17 protein-coding genes and 1 tRNA gene are annotated in these 19,838 nt (G+C 43.5%); 9 read left to right on the forward strand and 9 right to left on the reverse strand.

Annotation, left to right across the window (positions count from 1 at the left end):
• Window positions 1-70: 70 nt before the first annotated feature.
• Window positions 71-1,084 carry a LacI family DNA-binding transcriptional regulator gene (locus GGD38_RS25390; RefSeq protein ID WP_375296796.1) on the reverse strand — a complete coding sequence of 338 codons (1,014 nt, stop codon included), beginning with the start codon at window positions 1,082-1,084 and terminating at the stop codon, window positions 71-73.
• Between the two features lie 179 nt (window positions 1,085-1,263).
• Complete coding sequence (locus tag GGD38_RS25395) at window positions 1,264-2,040, reverse strand: enoyl-CoA hydratase/isomerase family protein (RefSeq protein ID WP_375296795.1); 777 nt, start codon at window positions 2,038-2,040, stop codon at window positions 1,264-1,266.
• 263 nt (window positions 2,041-2,303) lie between these two features.
• Here GGD38_RS25395 and GGD38_RS25400 point away from each other — a divergent pair, with 263 nt between their 5' ends.
• Window positions 2,304-2,723: a cobalamin B12-binding domain-containing protein gene (locus GGD38_RS25400; RefSeq protein ID WP_375296794.1), complete on the forward strand. Its 420-nt coding sequence runs from the start codon at window positions 2,304-2,306 to the stop codon at window positions 2,721-2,723.
• An 81-nt stretch (window positions 2,724-2,804) separates the two neighbouring features.
• Here GGD38_RS25400 and GGD38_RS25405 read toward each other — a convergent pair whose 3' ends face one another.
• Window positions 2,805-3,170 carry a four helix bundle protein gene (locus GGD38_RS25405; RefSeq protein WP_375296793.1) on the reverse strand — a complete coding sequence of 122 codons (366 nt, stop codon included), beginning with the start codon at window positions 3,168-3,170 and terminating at the stop codon, window positions 2,805-2,807.
• 83 nt (window positions 3,171-3,253) lie between these two features.
• Entirely contained in the window at window positions 3,254-4,780 is a 1,527-nt protein-coding gene (gene gltX, locus GGD38_RS25410; RefSeq protein WP_375296792.1) for a glutamate--tRNA ligase, read from the reverse strand.
• A gap of 151 nt (window positions 4,781-4,931) precedes the next feature.
• Here gltX and GGD38_RS25415 point away from each other — a divergent pair, with 151 nt between their 5' ends.
• Together GGD38_RS25415 and GGD38_RS25420 are read left to right on the forward strand one after the other, a co-directional pair.
• Window positions 4,932-5,867, forward strand: a complete 936-nt coding sequence (locus GGD38_RS25415) for an ARPP-1 family domain-containing protein (RefSeq protein ID WP_375296791.1) — start codon at window positions 4,932-4,934, stop codon at window positions 5,865-5,867.
• 32 nt (window positions 5,868-5,899) lie between these two features.
• Window positions 5,900-6,541, forward strand: coding sequence for a polysaccharide deacetylase family protein (locus GGD38_RS25420; protein WP_375296790.1), 642 nt, complete (start codon window positions 5,900-5,902; stop codon window positions 6,539-6,541).
• 139 nt (window positions 6,542-6,680) lie between these two features.
• Here GGD38_RS25420 and GGD38_RS25425 read toward each other — a convergent pair whose 3' ends face one another.
• Window positions 6,681-7,583 (reverse strand): hypothetical protein, encoded by a 903-nt coding sequence (locus GGD38_RS25425; RefSeq protein ID WP_375296789.1) that lies wholly within the window; start codon window positions 7,581-7,583, stop codon window positions 6,681-6,683.
• Between the two features lie 107 nt (window positions 7,584-7,690).
• Between GGD38_RS25425 and GGD38_RS25430 the strand changes: the two genes are divergently transcribed.
• The 6 genes from GGD38_RS25430 to GGD38_RS25455 all read left to right on the forward strand — a co-directional run bounded on the left by GGD38_RS25430 (window position 7,691) and on the right by GGD38_RS25455 (window position 11,230).
• A complete protein-coding gene (locus tag GGD38_RS25430; protein WP_375296788.1) occupies window positions 7,691-8,464 on the forward strand; it encodes a TatD family hydrolase in 774 nt (257 codons plus the stop codon).
• 242 nt (window positions 8,465-8,706) lie between these two features.
• Window positions 8,707-8,793 (forward strand) — tRNA-Ser (locus GGD38_RS25435).
• Window positions 8,794-8,852: 59 nt separating this feature from the next.
• The gene (locus GGD38_RS25440; RefSeq protein WP_375296787.1) at window positions 8,853-9,128 is read left to right on the forward strand and encodes a GIY-YIG nuclease family protein; all 276 of its coding nucleotides are present in this window, start codon (window positions 8,853-8,855) and stop codon (window positions 9,126-9,128) included.
• 78 nt (window positions 9,129-9,206) lie between these two features.
• Complete coding sequence (locus GGD38_RS25445; RefSeq protein WP_375296786.1) at window positions 9,207-9,719, forward strand: hypothetical protein; 513 nt, start codon at window positions 9,207-9,209, stop codon at window positions 9,717-9,719.
• Window positions 9,720-9,831: 112 nt separating this feature from the next.
• Window positions 9,832-10,914 (forward strand): fatty acid desaturase family protein, encoded by a 1,083-nt coding sequence (locus GGD38_RS25450; protein WP_375296785.1) that lies wholly within the window; start codon window positions 9,832-9,834, stop codon window positions 10,912-10,914.
• A 67-nt stretch (window positions 10,915-10,981) separates the two neighbouring features.
• Entirely contained in the window at window positions 10,982-11,230 is a 249-nt protein-coding gene (locus tag GGD38_RS25455; RefSeq protein ID WP_375296784.1) for a DUF3820 family protein, read from the forward strand.
• Between the two features lie 10 nt (window positions 11,231-11,240).
• On the opposite strand, the gene GGD38_RS25460 is transcribed toward GGD38_RS25455, so the two are convergent.
• From GGD38_RS25460 to GGD38_RS25475, 4 genes are all read right to left on the reverse strand, one after another.
• Complete coding sequence (locus GGD38_RS25460; RefSeq protein WP_375296783.1) at window positions 11,241-11,756, reverse strand: hypothetical protein; 516 nt, start codon at window positions 11,754-11,756, stop codon at window positions 11,241-11,243.
• Between the two features lie 50 nt (window positions 11,757-11,806).
• On the reverse strand, window positions 11,807-12,967 hold the full coding sequence (locus GGD38_RS25465) for a PepSY-associated TM helix domain-containing protein (RefSeq protein ID WP_375296782.1): 1,161 nt from the start codon (window positions 12,965-12,967) through the stop codon (window positions 11,807-11,809).
• 410 nt (window positions 12,968-13,377) lie between these two features.
• Complete coding sequence (locus tag GGD38_RS25470; protein ID WP_375296781.1) at window positions 13,378-14,286, reverse strand: DMT family transporter; 909 nt, start codon at window positions 14,284-14,286, stop codon at window positions 13,378-13,380.
• Window positions 14,287-14,392: 106 nt separating this feature from the next.
• Window positions 14,393-19,699 (reverse strand): S8 family serine peptidase, encoded by a 5,307-nt coding sequence (locus GGD38_RS25475; RefSeq protein ID WP_375296780.1) that lies wholly within the window; start codon window positions 19,697-19,699, stop codon window positions 14,393-14,395.
• Window positions 19,700-19,838 lie beyond the last annotated feature (139 nt).

The following is a 19,838-nucleotide window of genomic DNA, read 5'->3' on the forward strand; positions in this document are numbered from 1 at the left end:
TTGCGGAGTCTTATTTTGAGTTTTGGGGTTCAGACCCCGGCAACTGGTGACAGGTAACCGGTACCTGCATCTACCGGATAATCAACTCGCTTTTCAATACAATATTCTCATAAGGCGCCTCTAACCTGCTCGTTTTCTTTTCTATAAGCCTAAACAGCAATTCAGTGGCGCTTACGCCCTGGTCGTATGGGAATTGCTCAACTGAGGCCAGCGGGGGATATTCAACATACTGGGTTACCGGCACGTTGGCATAGCTTACAAAGCAAATGTCTTTATTGATGGTGAGCTTTTTTTGCCTTGCGTACTGAATGGCGTCGAGTGTTACATAATCATTGAAGCTAAGAACGGCGGTAGGTCGTTTTTTGAGTTGCAGTAAGGAATCGATAGCTTTTTGGGTGCCTTCCAGCGAAAGATCGGTGCTAACGATCAGCGACTCATCAACCGGTAATTTGTGTTTTTTGTGGGCTTCCATATACCCATCGAGCCGTTCATTTTTCATGTTGAGGGTAGATGGGCCCTGCAAAAAGGCAACACGTTTATGGCCGTTTTTTATTAGCCATTCCACTGCTTCAACCGAGCTGTCGTACAAATTACAACTTACCGAATGAATGTCTTTGGCATCGGGTACGCGGTCGAAGAACACTACGGGAATTTCATAGTTCTTCATTTGTTCAAAGTGCTCAATGTGTGTGGTGCTGCTACTGATAGAAGCAATAATGCCATCAACGCGGTGGTTCTTCATACTCTCTACCAGTTTTTGCTCGCGGGCCAGGTCGTCGTGGCTTTGGCCAATAAGTACAATGTAATTGTGATCGAGCGCTACATCTTCAATGCCGTTGATGGCGGCTGAAAAGAACTCCTCCCGCAAATTGGGCAGCACCAGCCCAATGGTAAAAGTTTTACGCTGTTTAAAGAAAATGGCTGTTTGGTTGGGTTCGTAATTAAGTTCGGCAGCCAGTTTTTTTACCGCCATTTTAGTACGTAACCCAATGCTGGGATGATCGTGTAATGCACGAGATACCGTAGAGGCGGAAATGTTCAAACGGCGGGCTATTTCCTTTATGGTAGGGAGTTTCTTTTCCATGTATTGAACCCAAGTTAAGTAAAGTAGCTGAAGATAATAACGACAAACGTTTGCGGAAAATAGCTAGTGGCTAGTAGTGAATGGCTAGTGGGGTTTATTTTCGCGATTCGCTACCTTCCGCGACAGCTGTATTCCCACTCGCCACTTACCATTTACCACTAGCTTACATATCGTGATAATCATTTCCCTTTAAAAACAGGCATTCTTTTCTCAAGGAAAGCCGTAGTTCCCTCAACCATATCCTGCGTAGCAAAGCATTCGCCAAATAGTTTTACTTCTTCAATAAAGCCATCCTGGGACTGATCGAAAACGGCATTGGCAGCTTTTATACAACGGCCAACTGCCAGTGGCGCTTTGGTATTTACAACTTCCAATATGGTGCGGGCTTTTGTAAGCAGTTCTTCCTGCGGAACTACATAATTTACCAGACCGTATTGCAGGGCGGTAGCTGCATTGAGCATATTGCCGGTAATAAGTAATTCAATAGCTCTTCCTTTACCTATCAACTGCGTTAAGCGTTGTGTGCCACCATAACCAGGTATAAGACCCAGGTTTACTTCGGGCTGACCGAATTTAGCATTATCCGAAGCAATTCTAAAGTGACAGGCCATGGCCAGCTCACAACCACCACCCAGCGCAAATCCGTTAACTGCTGCAATAATGGGTTTGGGGCTGTCTTCAATTTTCCTGAAAATATTCTGGCCCTTTTGTGCCAGGTGCATACCCTCGCTATGTTTTAAACCCTGGAATTCGCTGATATCTGCGCCGGCAACAAATGCCTTTGCGCCCGCCCCGGTAATGATGGCCGACTTGATACTGTTGTTACTGTATACTTCATCAATGATCGTGTTCAGTTCATCGAGAACGGTCTTGTTCAGTGCATTTAATTTATCGGGCCGGTTAATGGTAATGAGCAGAATGCCATTTTCATTAGATGTAGTTATTGCAGAATACATGTTACAGATTTTATATTGGTACGTAAGTTACCACAAAAAAATGCAGCCTTTAGAAAAAGGCTGCCACATCTGATAAGAGAACCTGTCCTGATAATATGTTTAAGTAAGTTGTATCGTGTTTGTTATTTTGATGGGTCAAAAATGCAAACAATTTTGGGCTGGCAAAAGCATGTCCGGTTGTAATGTGTAAAAGGGGTGCTGAAATGCATTTATGGGATAATGAAGCGTTTTGGTGTATTTTTGAATACTTAAAAGTTGCTTGCATGAATCAGAAAGTAAACAGACCGTTGCGGGTATTGGTTGCCAAAGTAGGGCTCGATGGGCACGACCGGGGGGCCAAAGTTATAGCTACTGCTTTGCGTGATGCCGGTATGGAGGTAATATATACCGGACTGCGGCAAACGCCTGAGATGGTGGTGAATGCTGCCTTACAGGAAGACGTGGACGCTATTGGCATTAGTATATTGTCGGGCGCACACATGACCGTTTTTCCTAAAGTGGTGGCTTTAATGAAAGAAAAGGGGATGGATGATGTATTGCTCACCGGCGGCGGTATTATTCCCGAAGAAGATATGCAGCAATTGAATGATATAGGCGTTGGAAAGTTATTTGCACCGGGAACGCCTACTACTGAGATTGCGCAGTATATAGGGGAGTGGGTAGCTACCCATAGAGGTTTTTAGTGTTTAAGAAGCAAGGATAAAGGCTAAAGCTGAAGGAAAAGCCGCAAGCTCCAAGCTGCAAGCCACAAGCAAAATACAGAACTATTGGAAATTTTTTGTATTAAGAGCATTTTGAAATCCTGTGAGCATTTTCTGTTCTTCGAGTAAGGCAGTTTTTAGTTCCTGTAATAATTGTTGGTTCCCTTTTTTCAATTGCTCGGCTATTACAATTTGGGTTTCCAGTTCAAAAGCAGAACCCAGAGCGATTTCAATAAATCTTGAATAATCTTTTTCACTTTTTCTGCTGCTGCCTTCTGCTATATTGGAGGGAATTGAAACTCCGGCTTTATTCATTTGCTGAACAATAGCATATTTATCTTCCTGAGGGAACGTTGCTGTTACTCGATAAGTTTTAATAGCTATTTCAATACCATTTTGCCAAATCTTCAAATCCTTAAAATTTCTCATGGCAGCAAGGGTTAATGATTAGTAAATGTATTTGCTTGCAGCTTGAAGCTTGTGGCTTGCAGCTGCAAGCAATACACCAGAAACTATAATTTCTCCAACACAGCCTTAATTCTAAGCACCGTTTCTTCTTTCCCAATAACAGCCGCAATATCAAACACCCCCGGGCCAAACTTGCCACCTACAAGCATTATACGCAATGGCAATAATACTTCACCGGGTTTTATTTGTTTAGCTGCCGCCAGTTCTTTAAACCCGTTTTCAAGATCGGTGGGCACATTCCAGTTGGTTGCATTTTGAAAATAGCTGATTACATCACCAAAGAATGCCTGCTTGGCATCGTTCCATTTGGGTTTTATAGCATCCAGGTCCCACTGTTGTGGGGTTTGAAAAAAGAACTTTGCCTGCTCAACAAAATCGGTTAATAAAGTGCAGCGCTCTTTTACCAGTGCTATTACTTTATCAAGCTTTTCATCAGTTGCAGTTATTCCATGCTGACCAAAGATCTGTTTTACATCGGTCTTCAGCCGGGCTACATCACTTTTCTTTATCCATTCATGGTTGAACCATTTTGCTTTTTCGAAATCGAATTTAGCGCCGCCTTTGTGCACACGGTCCATCGAGAACTTTTGTTTCAGTTCATCTAGGGTGAACAGCTCCTGGTCGGTACCATCGTTCCAACCAAGCATGGCCAGCATATTTACAAATGCTTCGGGCATAAAGCCCAGTTCGCGAAAGCCTTTTGTAAGATCATTTGTGCCTGGTACCGTCCAGTTCATAGCAAATACCGGAAAACCGAGGCGATCGCCATCGCGCTTACTGAGTTTGCCATTACCATCGGGTTTTAGAATCAGCGGCAAATGCGCCCATTGCGGCATATCTGCTTCCCAGCCTAAATATTTCCATAATAAAACATGAACGGGGGCACTGGGCAGCCATTCTTCACCACGAAAGGCATGGGTTATTTTCATTAAGTAATCGTCTACCACCACAGCGAGGTGATAGGTAGGCATGCCATCGGCTTTCAATAATACTTTATCATCCACAAGGCCGGTATTGAAACTAACTTCACCACGTATCATATCGGTGAAGGTCACTGTTTCATTTTCCGGCATGCGAATGCGAATAACGTGCGGCACGCCATCGGCCAGCATGCGCTCTGTTTCTTCAAATGTAAGAGCACATGAGTTGCGCATTTGCTGGCGCACTTTATGATCGTATTGTGGTGATGGATTTTCGGCTGTTTTAAACCGTTCGCGGAACGACTCCAGTTCTTCGGTGCGGTCGAATGCGTAATACGCTTTTCCTTCCTGCACTAAGAACTCGGCATACTGCCGGTACAATTCTTTGCGTTCGCTTTGGCGGTAAGGTGCAAAGGGACCGCCGGCCAGGGGGCTTTCGTCTGGCGCCAGCCCGCACCATTTTAAACATTCATAAATGTATTCTTCTGCGCCCGGCACGTAACGGCTTTGGTCGGTATCTTCAATACGCAACACAAAGTCGCCGCCTTGCTGGCGGGCAAACAAATAATTGTATAGAACCGTTCTTACACCGCCTAAATGCAGGCCGCCTGTTGGACTGGGTGCAAATCGTACCCTTACTTTTTTTGCCATAGCTCGCAAAGATAAGTTAATAGTTGACAGGTTAACGGGTTGACAGGTTAATGAGGGCGATAGGCTTAGGTACTGGCCGCCGGAGGCTGTATTTCATTAGCACATTATCGAATTATCACATTAGCTAATTCTGCTTTTGTATCTTTAACCTATGCAAAAAAGGCTGATCTTCCTCAGTTTGCTGCTTATATATAAAATAGCCGGTGCCCAGTTAACGTATCAAAACCTGTACGTTGATTATGACAGTGCCTGGACGTATAAGAACTTAAAAATTATTCCCATTCGTCCTAAGGGTTATGGTGGCGCCGCCAAAGTAATGCCTGGTGTGGTATCGTTGAGCCAGGGTATTGCCAATGGCTCGGTGGTGGTAAGCGAACGTGGTACTGCCGCAACAGAAAATGTTCACTGGTTGCGGATCAATAATAATGGAAAGCAAAGTGTGTATATAGGTGCTGGCGAAATTATGTTAGGCGGCCGGCAAGACAGGATGGTGTCTAAAGATACCATTCTGCCCCCATCGCCCAAAGATCAGTATATTCCGGTAATGTGTGTTGAAGAAGGAAGGTGGAGCGATAAGGAGAAAAAATTTCAATACAACAATTATGCTGGTCCCGCTTTACGAAAAGTGCTTGGCCAATCGAATAACCAGGTGCTTGTATGGAAAGAAATATTTTCGCAAATAAATAATAACGGCACCAACGCACCAACGCTGGCTTACCTGGCGCATCGTAACGATAAAAAATATACACCGGCCCAAAATGAATACCTGCATTACTTCAATGAAAAATTTAAGAATGCCGATAGCACTGTAACCGGTTTTGTTTGCATGAGCGGTGATAAAGTAATAGGCTGTGATATTTATGCCGGTAATAATTTATTTTATGGCGAACTGCAACCATTACTGCATGGTTATATTGAAGAAGCAATATCTGGGGGCAGTGCGCCAGTGATAAAAGATGAAAAAGTAAAAGAGTACCTGAACCCTATACTTACAAGTGAGGCATCGCAGGAAGCACACCTTAAAAAAAACGGTAAGATGTATAAATACAAGGAGAAAGTAGTACACATTACCGGTTACGCACAGTAATTTCAATTATTTTTGTTGCAGAGGATGATAGCATGCTATATTTTGTAAAAACTCCCTGGTGGCTGAAGAAGCTTTATCCGCGTTGTGTTTGGGACATACCCGTCAAAGAAAAAATATTGTATCTCACGTTTGACGATGGTCCGCACCCGGTAGTTACTCCATTTGTGCTTGAGCAATTAAAACAGTACAATGCAAAAGCAACTTTCTTTTGCATTGGTAAAAACGTTGCTGCGCATCCTGATATTTACAGGAACATACTTGATGAAGGCCATCGGGTAGGCAACCATACCAATCATCATTTGAATGGATGGAAGGTTACCGATGAGCAATACCTGCAAAGTATTCTGGCTGCAGGAAAATACATCGACTCCAATCTTTTTCGACCTCCATACGGAAAGATCACCCGCTTTCAGGTAAAGCTGTTGACGGGTATCCGAAATTCTCCCATGCACAGCAACTTTAGTATAATCATGTGGGATGTACTAAGTGGCGACTTTGATGTTAAGCTATCAGCAGAAACCTGTTCACAAAATGTGATCAGAAATGCCCAACCGGGATCAATAGTTGTTTTTCATGATAGCGAAAAAGCATTCCCCCGTTTGCAGGAAGCACTGCCAAAAACGCTTAAATATTTTAGTGAAAAAGGCTATCGTTTTGAAGCCATAAGCCGGTAAAAAGAAGGGCGGTTTGGGTAGATATATGTGTGTCTTTGCGACAGTATGTCCTTAAAAAAAGTTGGGCCTGGGTAGACACCCTGGCCCGTTTTTAATCCGTACCCTATGAAAACTGAATTAAAGGTATAAACTTTTTTGATTAATGCAAAGTAATTTCCTGAACCTGGCCATTTACTGTAAAACTTGCCTTGTTGTCGCAGGCTCCGGAGCCATAATCGAGCACTGCCACTGCGTCATTTCCCTTCTTTAAGCTAAGGGTTCCCCGGGAGATCCACCTGCAAGAAAACTTTTTGGTGAGCGGGGTAATAATGGCGGTTGACCACTGAAAGTACTTGCTATCAATCTGTACCGAGCCACCCGACTGGCCGGTAATGCTATACACATCATCGAGCCCAATGAGTGGTGTAGCGCCACCTTCAACCTGGGCTATCGTTTTTTCACTGTTCCATAACACATAATTACCGTTTGCCTGGCTTAGTTTGGCGTTGATAACCTGTGTAGTATAGCTTTTTTTATCAGTTGTACCTGTATTAGTGAGTTTGTGTGTTCCTTCAACTTTAACATTATCGATCGAATAGCCGTCGAACGTAGCGGTAGCCGAATTGCCAGGAATAGCGAGGTGGCCGGTGTAAACAATTATGATCTTGCCCTTACGTGTTCTGCCATCGCGGGCGGTACAACCGCCTCCAAAATCTATTGTTATTTGTAATGGAAAACGAAGCGTGCTTAGTTGCTTGGTAACCACTGAGTAGCAAGCGGTTGAATCAACACCTTCCATGCGGTTGGTACTGCCTGGTGTAACAGCAACCCGGCCAAAAACGCCGGTTCCGCCAATGCCTACTTCAGCGCTTACTCCCATGGTATTATCAAAAACATCTTCAAATACCATTTCGGCAGCAGCATCAGATTGAGCGCTCATGGTGGCAAATTCAGTTTTGCCGGCCGTACCGGAGGCATCATCGTTTTTTTTACACGATGAAAAAAGAGATCCGGTAGTTATTACTGCTACCAGCAAGCCAGTTAGTGGCGACGTAGTTTTCATAAAACAAATTAAAACCAATTATGATAAACTAAATTACCCTGATATGACGAAATGGGTACTAAATAGTTTAAAAGATTCATAATTTTTTTGGGAATTTTGCCGCCGATATGAATCTTCAATTAATTGATACTCACTGCCATTTATATGGGCGTGATTTTGAAAAGGATATTAAAGCTGTAATTGAGCGGGCTGAAAATGAAGGCGTTCAGCGATTTTACCTGCCGGGGATCGACAGTGAAGTGATAGATGCTATGCTGAAACTGGAGCAGGATTACCCGGGTAAATGCTTTGCCATGATGGGGCTGCACCCCTGTTCGGTACAGGCAGATTATAAAAAGGAGCTGGCCTTGGTAGGTGAATGGCTGGCAAAACGGCCATTTAAAGCGGTTGGGGAAATAGGGCTCGATTACTATCATGATAAAACATTTATAGATGCCCAAAAGGAAGCGTTTCACCAGCAAATTGAGTGGGCATTGGAGTACCAGCTTCCCATTGTTATACATAGCCGGGAGTCGATGACTGATAGTATAGAAATTGTGAAAGAGCACCAGAAAGGCAATTTGCGGGGTATTTTTCATTGCTTTACCGGCAGCCTGGAAGAGGCGCAGCAAATCATTGATCTTGGCTTTTATTTAGGAATAGGAGGTGTGGTAACTTATAAAAATACCCATTTACGCGAAGTGATAAAAGCCCTTTCCCTCGACCATATTGTGCTTGAAACCGATGCCCCGTACCTTACACCGGTGCCTTTTAGGGGTAAAAGAAATGAGAGCAGCTATTTAAAATATGTGGTAGAAAAGATAGCCGAGGTAAAAGAAATAAGGGTAGAAGAGGCGGCAAACATTACTACGGCGAACGCAAAAAAAATATTCGGGGCCTAAGAACGGATGGTGTACATTTGCTGCCCCTTAAAAAGGAGACTTGTCCGAGTGGTTGAAGGAGTCCCGATTTCATCGGGAGAAAGTGTGTATACGGGGGAAAGTGAGTATATTGGGTTATAGTATGGTTTATATACAGAGAGGTGTCCGGGTGGTTGAATCCCGACTTGTCGGGACAATTTCATCGGGAGAAAGTGTGTATACGGGAGAACGTGAGAATATTGGTTACAATATGTTTTATATACAGAGAGGTGTCCGAGTGGTTGAAGGAGCACGCCTGGAAAGTGTGTATACGGGAAACCGTATCGAGGGTTCGAATCCCTTCCTCTCTGCAAAAATTAAGATTCGGTATTGGTTTAGGGCATAGTAGCAATTATTAAAAAGCTATGCTATGCAACTTGAAAAATTTTATGTTTACGTCCTTCAAAGTTTGAAGGACTTTTCTTTTTATATAGGGCAATGTGATGACTTAGATAGGCGAATGTCAAAACATTTTGATGGCTTTAGTAAATATTCTGCTTCAAAACGGCCTTTAAGATTAGTATATTTTGAAATATTTACTAGTAGGGGCGAAGCAATAAAGAGAGAAAAAGCCATCAAAAATTTAAAGAGTCGAAAATATATTGAAAGCCTTATCACAAGCTGGCGAAATTCATGGCATTTGTAGGTTGTTGCAATTCAAGGCACAGGCATGAACGTTGTTGCATACCGGTAATCATGTTTAAATTTGCACCAAACGAAAAAAATGCTGAGGCCACTTACTCTTGTTTTTCTGTTGTTCCTTTTTAAGCTCACCGCCCAGGCCCAAACCGAAGACGAATACTGGGCTACCTGGAATAAGAATTATCCCCAGGTTAATATTCTCGATATGCTGGCTTCCGAAAAGAAATATGCCGACAGTATTGAAAAGGACCCTAAAATACCACCTTATTATGTTCGTACAGGCAAGTATCGCTTTGAGGCAGAGTATATGGACGAAACAAGAAAAATAGATACAGCAGTGTTAAGCTCTGTAAAACGGGTTCATAAATGGTTTGGCGGCGATCCGGCGCAAATAGATAACCTGATAAAATCAGAAACCTTAATTAAAGTAGGGGATCAGAAAATATGGATGCCGGTTCAACAAAATATATTAAAAGCAATAAAAGAAGAAGCGAAAAAAGGTGAGGTACTAATGTTGTATTGTGCCCTCTTTAATGAGCATACCAGTAAGAACAAGCTTTATAATTCTTTATTGATCTCTGAGTTCAGTAAGTAGTAATACTTACTGAACGCTGTAATTTGAGGGCATTACGGGTTTAACTATTTAATATTGATGCCGCACCGGAATAAAAGGTATATTTAACCGTTAAACCGTTTAAAATTACTGAATGTCTAAAGTCGTCTTCAATAACAAAAATGCTGTATTCTTTCAATCACTTAAAGGGGCTATAGACAGCTATTTTAAAGAAAAGAACTTAAAGAAAACTGGTAATTGGGCACTGTACTCCAAAACCATCATTTTAATAGCAGCTTCTATTGCATTATACCTCATTGCCATTAGCTTTTCATTACCTGTTGTAACAACCATTTTAATTGGTAGTGTTTTGGGGTTTTTATCGGCCTGCATAGGATTTAATGTAATGCACGATGCCAACCATGGTAGCTATTCATCAAAAAGCTGGGTGAACGATACTTTGGGTTTAACATTGAATGCGCTGGGCGGAAACAGTTTTATTTGGCGGCATAAACATAATATCATTCACCATACCTATCCTAATGTTGATGGTATAGATGATGATATAGCAAAGTCGCCGTTTATAAGAATGTGCAGTTCACAACCATGGGTACCTATGCACCGGATACAGCATTTATATACACCCTTGTTGTATGCTATCAGTTCTATGGTCTGGATCCTGTTCCAGGACTTTGAAAAATACTTTAAACAGAAAGTGCATAATACCGAGTTGCAGAAAATGAAAACAAAGGATCATGTTATTTTCTGGATCAGTAAAGTGTTATATGTTTTCTTTTATATAGCGCTGCCCATTCTTCTTACCGGCTGGCAACAGTGGCTGGTTTTCTTTTTAAGCCTGCATGTAGGTTTAGGTTTTACCCTGGCTATTGTTTTTCAGCTGGCGCATGTGGTAGAAGAAACTGAATTTACATTTGCTCCGCTTAGCGAAACAACAGTTATCGAAAACGAGTGGGCCATTCACCAATTAAAGACTACATCAAATTTCTCCCCTGATAATAAACTGGTTTCCTGGTTTGCCGGTGGTTTGAACTACCAGGTAGAACACCATCTGTTTCCCCGCATCAGCCATATTCATTATCCGGCTATAAGTAAAATAGTAAAATTGAAATGCGAAGAGTTCAATGTTCCCTATAATTGTATCTCGTCTTTTAATCTTGCTGTAAGATCACATTTTCGCTTTATTAAATTATTGGGAAGAAAACCTGTTAGTGCTTAGCTGTTCTTCAACCAATATTTTAATAATTTGCCTGCCGCAAAGTATTTATTATAAAACGGAGAGTTATATGACAACCGGCGAAGGCCCCGATCCTGAGATCTTGTTACAATTGGTATCAATGAAAATGCCCTTTGGAAAGTATAAGGGAACCTTGTTATGCAACCTGCCCGATTTTTACCTGGCCTGGTTTAAAAAACAGGGATTTCCCAAAGGTAAACTGGGCGTATTGCTTGAGACCATATTTGAGATAAAATCGAACGGGCTTACCTTTTTGCTCGATCCGTTGAAGAAGGGCGGGCGTTTCCCAAATCAATAACCGGCTGCGTTTAGGCGCGCAACCATCTTGTCATATGAGGGTAAGATGGAATGTTTAACTGGTGGGCCTTTTTTTCATTTACGGTCAATCCTATTCTTTCGAGCATAGCCAGGCCAACATAACTTTTCAGGCGACAGCCTTCTGTAATATAATCCCGACCACCCCGGTAACCTTTTTCATGGAAAACGAAATATGGATCTATTAGTAAATGCATACAGGCTGCATACGACCAGGCAATAGCCATGATCTCCTCTGTTTCGCGGTCTTTTCTGGTAGGAATATTTCGCTCCGATAATCGTGGCCGGTCGTTAGCCGGCACTACTGCAATATGACCGGCTTCGTGTAAAATATCGCCGGGGTGTTCCAGTGCTTCTTTGTCAATAATGATCATGCCGTTGTTGATCAACAGTCCGGGAAGAAAACTTTTATTGCTGATTCTCCTATAGGAAGTTTCAATACCAATTTCGTTCAGGAATTCAACGCATATCTCAAGAAGGTCAGGTTCGTTCTGTTCGCTATCTGTCATTAAGTGGTGGTGGTTTAAAGAACGCAAACGGTGAATATACGACACATTTGCTACACCACTACAGGCTCTTCCTGCTTTACAACTGTATGTACAGGCTTTTTAACGACCATTGTTTTCTTCTTTTTTCTGCGCCCCAGGTAAATCAGCAATCCGGTAATAGGCAAGCTAAAGGCAACAATAGCAGCTATTAGCGCAATTATCTGGGTGGGCCATCCATACAACCTTCCGGTGTGAATTGGGTACACCATCCGGCGCACTTTGTTTCCCATGCTTGAGTTTTTAAACATGGTTTCCTTTAAGATGCGGCCAGTGCCTTTTTCAAAGTACAGTGCATCTGCAATATTATTCACCGCAGCTTCGCGGTTCATTTTGTTAACGGTAATGGAAAGATTGTCTTTTTCGGGCAATAACATGCTAACGCGTCCTTTATAGGGAAGCCTGTTATTGGTTTGCTGGTACAATGATTCATAAAACCCGGCCTGTATGGGTTGTTTAACCGTATTTACAGGCGCTTCTGTTTTTTTCATGGGTTTGCCATCGAACACCAGGTAAATTGCATTGTTCATCCATTGGTACGACCAGGTAAGTCCGGTAACGGCAATAAAGAACAATACAATATGAACATAAAAACCACCCACGGCATGCAGGTCCCAGTTAAGGCGTTTCCATTTCGATTTCCAGGCAATACGGGTACGTTGTTTTAAAATATGCCAGCGTTTGGGCCACCATAGAACAATACCCGAAATAACCATGAATACGAATATAAAGCACGAGGCGCCGGTAATGGCTTTCCCCGTTTCATTCATGCACAGCGTACGGTGCAGGTTCAATACAACACCGTAAAAGGTTTTATTATAATTCACGCCTTCAATCACCTTGCCGGTATAAGGGTTCACGGCAATATGCCAGGTTTGCGTTTTATTCTTTTTGGCATAAAACACTACAGAGCGTTCGGGCGCCTGTGTTTCAGCATATATACGCGTGATCTTTAACGAAGGATTAAATGCCGCAGCTGAATGCATCATGCTGTCAATCGTTACCCGTTGCGCTTTGGGTGGTACGGTTACAAAATAAAAATCATGATTGGCCCATTCGTCCAGCTCATCTTCAAAAACCAACAGAATGCCAGTGCCTGCAACTATCAATACTACCAGTCCCGATGCTATTCCCAGCCACAGGTGCAGTTTGCCAAAAATTTGTTTCAACGTCATAGCCAGCTATTGTAAAATAAAAAGAGTCCCGCCAATGACGGGACCCACTAATCAGAGCCTTAACACCTGGCTGTATTGTGGTTGAAATTCAATGAACACAACCAGGTAAAGGCTATTATTGTGATATGACCATAAAAAGTTCCACTAAAACCTTTAAACAGCAAAAAAATACGCATACTGTTTGCCGGGGATAAATAAAACCCTTAGATGGCCCTAACTGTGTACACTCATAAAAAGAGCTTTCAAGGACCTGGCAAAACCTTAAGCGCTTAAATAGTTGTGTTTATGGCGCTTCTGCAACAAATAAGTCCCATTTTTTGACTTTTGCGCAAATCCTTGCGCAAAGTTCCCTTTCCGCCGCCAAAAGGGCTTACGGATTCGGGAAATTGAGCTTACGAATTAAGGAAACACTACTCAGATTTATATTTCTGTACCAGGTACAGGCCTGCTAAAGTCAATAGCATGCCAACTACTGTAAATATGCCAATGGGCTCCTGTACCATTACGCTGGCTATTATAAAACCGAATACGGGGCATAAGAAAAGCCAGAAGGAAGCTTTTACTGCATTGTCTTTCAACAGGTATAGCCAAAGTTGAACGCCGATGATAGATACGGGTATTGCCAGCCATAGAATGGGCGCAAGCATTTGTAAACCCCATATATTCTTAGCCGGGTGGTATGTGGCAATGGCAAATGGCAATAAGAACACGCCACCCAGTAATGTTTGCCAGCCATTGATGGTTAGTATATGCATGTTCTCCCAACTCTGCTTCGAAAAATAAATGATGCCAGCTGAGTATATGACCATGCAGAGCATGAGCAGTGCAATACCTCCGGGGGTTGCATAACTGTTTTTGAACAAAGGCCAGGCGGCCAGTAATACCCCGCCCATACATAGTATAAGGCTTACAACGGTAATGGTTCGTAAGCGTTTACCAAAAATGAGTGCATTCATAAGGCTGAACAGTACCGGGTTGGTGGCAATGGCCAGTGATCCCAAACCGGCCGATACATTTCGCATGGCCAGCACATACAGTCCCAGGTATAACGAGATGTTGAGCAAGCCATAAATGGCCAGCTGTTTCCATTCGTGTTTTTGCGGAAGACGCTTGCGTAAGATGCCGTGTGAAATGATGACCATTAACAAACCTGCAATAAAGAAACGTACTATACAAATTACAAATGGTTGTGCAACCTGTAAACCGAATTTGGTTGCTACTGCTGCGGAAGGCCAAAGTATAGAAAAGCCTACGCCTGTTAAGAACCATAACCATCCTGCTGTTTTCTTACTGTTCGCGGGAATCCCTTGCTGCTTCAATGCGTTGATTTTTGAAAAGCAAAATTAATGAAATCGCCGAACGCAAAAGAAAAGGCGGATACAATGTGCTTTGTATCCGCCTGGTGTATTGAGATTTTATATTATGCTATTCAACAAACAGCTTCTCAATTTTTGAGCCGCTATCGGTAAACAAATTTAGAAAATATACTCCTTTGGTAAGCCCATCAACTGATATTGAGTTGTGGGTGCCTTTTACGTTCACTGTTTTTATCATGCGCCCGGTAGCATCGCGTAACTCAATACGGTTACAATTTACAGAGGTGTTAATATATGCTACACCTTTTGTAACCGGGTTGGGCTGCAGGCTGACGGTGAAATCATTGTCTGAATTGCTTATTGAGCGTACAGGCGATAAGTTGTACTTCGCATCTTTATCAACTGTTTTAATGCGATAGTAGTTGATGCCAGCTGCCAGTTGTTTATCGGTAAACTGGTACTTGCTTTCTGTGGTGGTGTTGCCGCCTGCTGTTATGCTGCTTATTGCTTCATAGTTTATGCCATCGGTGCTTTTTTCAATAACAAATTCGGCCGTATTGGTTTCTTCCAATGTGGTCCATTGTAGCAGGGCTGTGTTGTTGCTCTTTGTAACAGTGAACATGCCCATTACCATTGGTAATGGCTGGTTTTGACCGGGGCCACCGCTATTGATCCAGAACTCTGAAAAACTGCTTACCTGGTATTCGGCATAATAACCATTGTCGTATGGAATTATATCAACGTTCGATGGTGTAATGAAGGTGTATGATCCATTGGTGTTATCGGCCAGCGTACCATTTTCTTCCGATGGGGCATTGCTGTATTTGGTAACTCCCGCAGCGTAGGCGTCGGTGATGGTACTGCAGGTTCCGCAACCTGTAGCATTTATCAGGTTATTTGTTTCTGTGTTCAGAAAATAATAACGAACGGTTACAGGAGCCGATGGTGCATTTGTTGGTTGAATAACTATATTCCTGTCGAGGTAGTATTGTTTGGTATCGTTACGTACCGTACCACTTGGGTTGAAGTAAACCCTTACATCGGTAATGCCCAGATTTTGCCCGTTGGGGTTTATTGAAACCACGCGGTTGCCGCCTGAGTTAAAATGGATCCAGTTACTACCGCTTACGGCCTGCGATAATCCGCTGGTGATGTTGGCGCCGCTGTAAATGGCTGCTTTATCAAATACATGTATATCGTCGATGCCTACACCTTCATAGGTTACACCGGGGTCGCCATACATAACAATTCTAAAGCGTACTGCGCTTGTTTTAACAGGCACATCAAAGCTGCTTACATGCCAGCGCGTATCTGACATTTGCCAATACTGGTAACTTGGGGCGTCGTACCAGTTGGTGCCACCGCTGGTGGTGCCTAATTTAATCCAGTTCACACCATCGGTACTGTATTCAAGCCAGTGAATATCGCAATTACAATTATCCTCTGTTCTGAAGATGTGGCTAAACGATAATACCGGTTGTGTTAAGCCGCTCAGGTTAAAGCAAGGTGAGTACAGGTATGAATACTCGTTGTTGTTGTAAAGGCCGGTTAAACTGGTTACCCATGCTTTTGTTCCATTTGCTGCTTTGTTAATGATGGTTTTGGCTGGTGTGCCCCATTGCCAGCTGCTGTTAAAGCCTCCGGTATACCAGTTGCCATCGCTGCTCTCGAAACTTTCGAGGTAGGGGAAGCTGGTAATTTGAGGTGAGGTACGGAAGTTGGTTGTGATGGTGTCATTAACATGATAGGTATCTGTACCTAAAGCCACCCAGGCTTTAAAGTCGTACACCTTGTAAGCCGAAAGATCGGCTCTTTGCGTAAAGGTATAATTCACCGTTTGGCCGGCATTTATTGTAGGGATGGTTTCTGTAATCGTAGTGCCGTTATCAATCTGGTACGAAACAGGTACGTTGGTAAGTGTGCCGGTACTATAGTTCTTAATCTGCACTGTTATGGGTTCGGTTCCGCTGAGTGCACATATATTGCCGGCAGGGTTCAGTAGTTGCATAAGACTTACATCATTGGTAGTAAGCGTTAAGGTAATATCATCAAACGTATAACCATCGTCGAGGTTACCATCAATTACAACCGAGTTGGTAGAACGGTATCCCATTTCGCAGAACTTTATTTGGAAGGTGCTGCTTATGGTTTGTGCGGGTACGGCATTCGCTAACGTTTCGGTTATGTTAACCGGTGTAGCTGCCCGGTAAACGCCAAAGTCGGCAGAGTTATAAGGAAGGGTATACACGGGTAGCCATGCACTGTTTTCATTACCCCTGATATATATTCTGTTGTTAGCGGCAGAGAAATCAATACCCTGGTTTTTGAAGTAGAACGATAACCAGATTTGATCAGTGGAGGTGTAGCTGCTCAGGTTGAATGTTGTAATAAGGCTGTCTGATTGAATAATACCCAGGTTGCTTATTTGGTCGAGTGTTGCCGCCCGATTGCCGGTTCGGGCTATTCCTGTATTTACAAAAGTGCGGGCCCGGCCATTGGTGCTGCTGGCAAAGAAATCGCAGCGGTCGAGGCCATCGAAGCCACGTGTGCCGTTGGTATATGCATTGGCTGTAGCGCTTTCAAAGCCTTCGGTAAAGTTTGGACTTAAAACAATTGGGTCGTTTTGCAATTGTTTTACTACTGTAACCAGAGTGTCGTTGGTATGAAATGGATCGCTGGTATAAGTTACCCAGCTTTTTATAGTGTATGTTCCTATGGCAGAGAAGTTGTATGTGGTCGCAAACGTATGGGTATAGGTGCCGTTTGCGGCAATATTTTGTGTTGTAGGCTCCGTAACGGGCGTGCCGTTGTTTACCTGGTAAGTAACGTTGAAGGTGCCTGAAACAGCCGTGCTACCTGCATTCTTAACTGTTATTTGCGGCGCTACTGTTCCCAATTGTGATGTTGCATACATGCGGCCGGTAACAGGTGCCACCTGTGCGCTGGTTGTAAGGTCGTTATCAAAAGTAGGTGATGCGCAGGCGCCGCCCGAAGGAACAATTATCTGGGAGCGGCAACGCCGGCCCTGTACACTACCCATATTGGCGCGTACACCTACGTAGTATGTACTGTCTTTGTTTAACCCGCCCAGTAAATAGCTGTTGCCGGTGGTGTTTGTTACCACGCTCATGTCGGTGCCTTTATACATCATTACGTCGTAACTGGTGGCTCCTGGTACCGTACCCCAGCTAAGGTCTATGTAACCAGGGCATGTATTGGTAGCAGTAAGCACCGGCATTTGCATTATAGAAAATGTATTGTCGCTTACATCAGTGTTGCTGGTACCGTTACGGCTTACACGAAACAATGCAGTATTGGTGGGCGTGTTAGGCATTGTCCATGCGTATGTTCGTGAGTCGGCGGGTACATTGTTATCAATAACGGTCCAGTTACTGCCGTTATCAATAGAGTATTCTAAGGTAAAAGGGGTGGTGTTGGCATCGTTGGCTGTCCAGCGAACTACCTCAAGCTCTCCCGGAACCAGTGGTTCGTTGCCTATAGGATACAATACTTCGAAGGTTGGTGCTATAACCTCGTAGGTTACTATAAAATTCTGCGGTCCTATTGGTACATTGGCGCCGGTTACGGTAACTGAAAAATCGCCGGCCGGCGGATTGTTTATTACAACCTGTTCAATATTATTCCGGTTATCAATGCCTTCAACGGCAACGTTGTTTACGTTTGGTGCCGAAGGATCGAGTATCAATGGGCGGTGTAATATGGCATCTGACCCCGTTACGGTAAGATTAAGGTTGTTTACAAGGGTGGTGGCTGCATAAGGTGTACCTGCAATGTCGCTGTAATACAGCATGATCTTTATTTGCGTGGTGCCTGCCGGTACGCCGGTTATTGTAAAGTTTTGCGAACCGCCATTATTTACCATACCGTTGAAGTAGGTGTTGTTCTCAAGCGCCTCAACAGCTTTGCGCGCATTCAGGTTACCAAAGCCAAAGCTAAAGTCGGGACCAAAATTACCCAGGTCATCAGCTGTATTACAGGTTACTGCTTTAATCAAAGCACCGGTTGGGTTGGCGCCGCCATGTAGCTGACGGTAGCGTTCATAAAGCAGGCCCAATGCGCCGGCTACCGCCGGTGAGGCCAAGCTGGTGCCATATAAAGTGTTGTAAAGGTTTGTGTTCATGGTGGTGGCAATGGCATTTCCACCGGCAACGATCTCGGGTTTTAACCGGCCGTCATCAACCGGCCCCTTGCTCGAAAAATTGGGCTGTGCGTAGTTGTTGGTGTTGTCAACGGCGCCAACAGTTAATACGTTTTTACCTGTTTGAAAACCCGATTTAACGGTGCCGAACGAATTGGGGTAGGGTGAGCAGGTTAAGGCGCCATCGTTTCCCGAAGCAAATACGTGAAGCAGGTTAGGATAATTGTTCAATTGCGCATCAACGTAATAACTCAATACATCATAATCGCCCTGGCCAATACATCCGTTTGCTGCAGAATGGTATGAGTTATTGGTGACCACCATACCAAAATCGGCAACGTAGTAAGGCGTATTGACAAGTATATCGCTAAAGTATTGCCCAATCATGGTGGCTTTGGGCGCCATACCTCTGTATCGCTGGTATATTACACCGCTTCCACCCATAGAGCCCATAGTAGCTGTGGCATGCGCGGCCGCTACAGTGGGAGTACGATTTATAAGCCGGCCCGAAATATCAATGTGAAAGCTGGCGTCGCCATCATCGCCAAGACCCAGGGTAACATTGGTGCCCTGCAGGTTACGGCCGGTAGGAGAGTTAAGAATATCTACACCATGGGCGGCCCGGCTACGGTGGTTAAGCGATACGGGTTTCATTTGCTGGCTGCTTACATAGGCAACGAATGGCAGTGTAGCAATTTTATTAACAACAGTTGTAGTGGCACTGATGAATACAACATGCTCAGGTTGAATTTTTGTTTCAATAATTTGAGCGCCGGCCTGCTTTAATTGGGCAATGGCCGTTCCTTTATCAACGTTACCGAAAAAGCTTACTGCAATTAGTTTGTCGGGGTCCTGTACCGATGCAGCGAGTTGTTGTTTTAATGTGGGTTCAATTTTAGTTGTTGCATCTAATGTATAAACGCCACTGATAATGTTTTTTTTAAGCTGGCCTGGTGTAAGCTGGTCATTTATTTCGGCCAAAAAGGTATTATCGGGGATATAATCATACAACAAAATGCCTTCGCTGGCCAGCGCTTGCCGCTCGGCCACATTGGGCAGTTTTGAAAATTGTATAAGGGTATAAAACTTGTTTTTGAAACGATACTTAACCAGTGAGTCGGAAAAATGAAGATCGTTTCGAAGGTTGATGTTTTTTTTAAGGGTGCCGCTTTTTAATCGAACGGGCCGAATAATTTCCTGGGCATACCCCTTCCATGATACGAACAATGATAAAGCAATGAGTAAAGGATATTTCATTTACTGGTTTTTATATAGGATAGTGAGTATCAGGGTTAATGAAAATGGATAGAAAAAGATAGATATAATAAACGGAATATACAAAGGTTTATTATTGCTCAGGCGCTTATACAAGGAGCTTTCAATCAATTTGTTATGT

This window comes from Niastella sp. OAS944, assembly GCA_024809215.1.
Classification (GTDB): domain Bacteria; phylum Bacteroidota; class Bacteroidia; order Chitinophagales; family Chitinophagaceae; genus Niastella.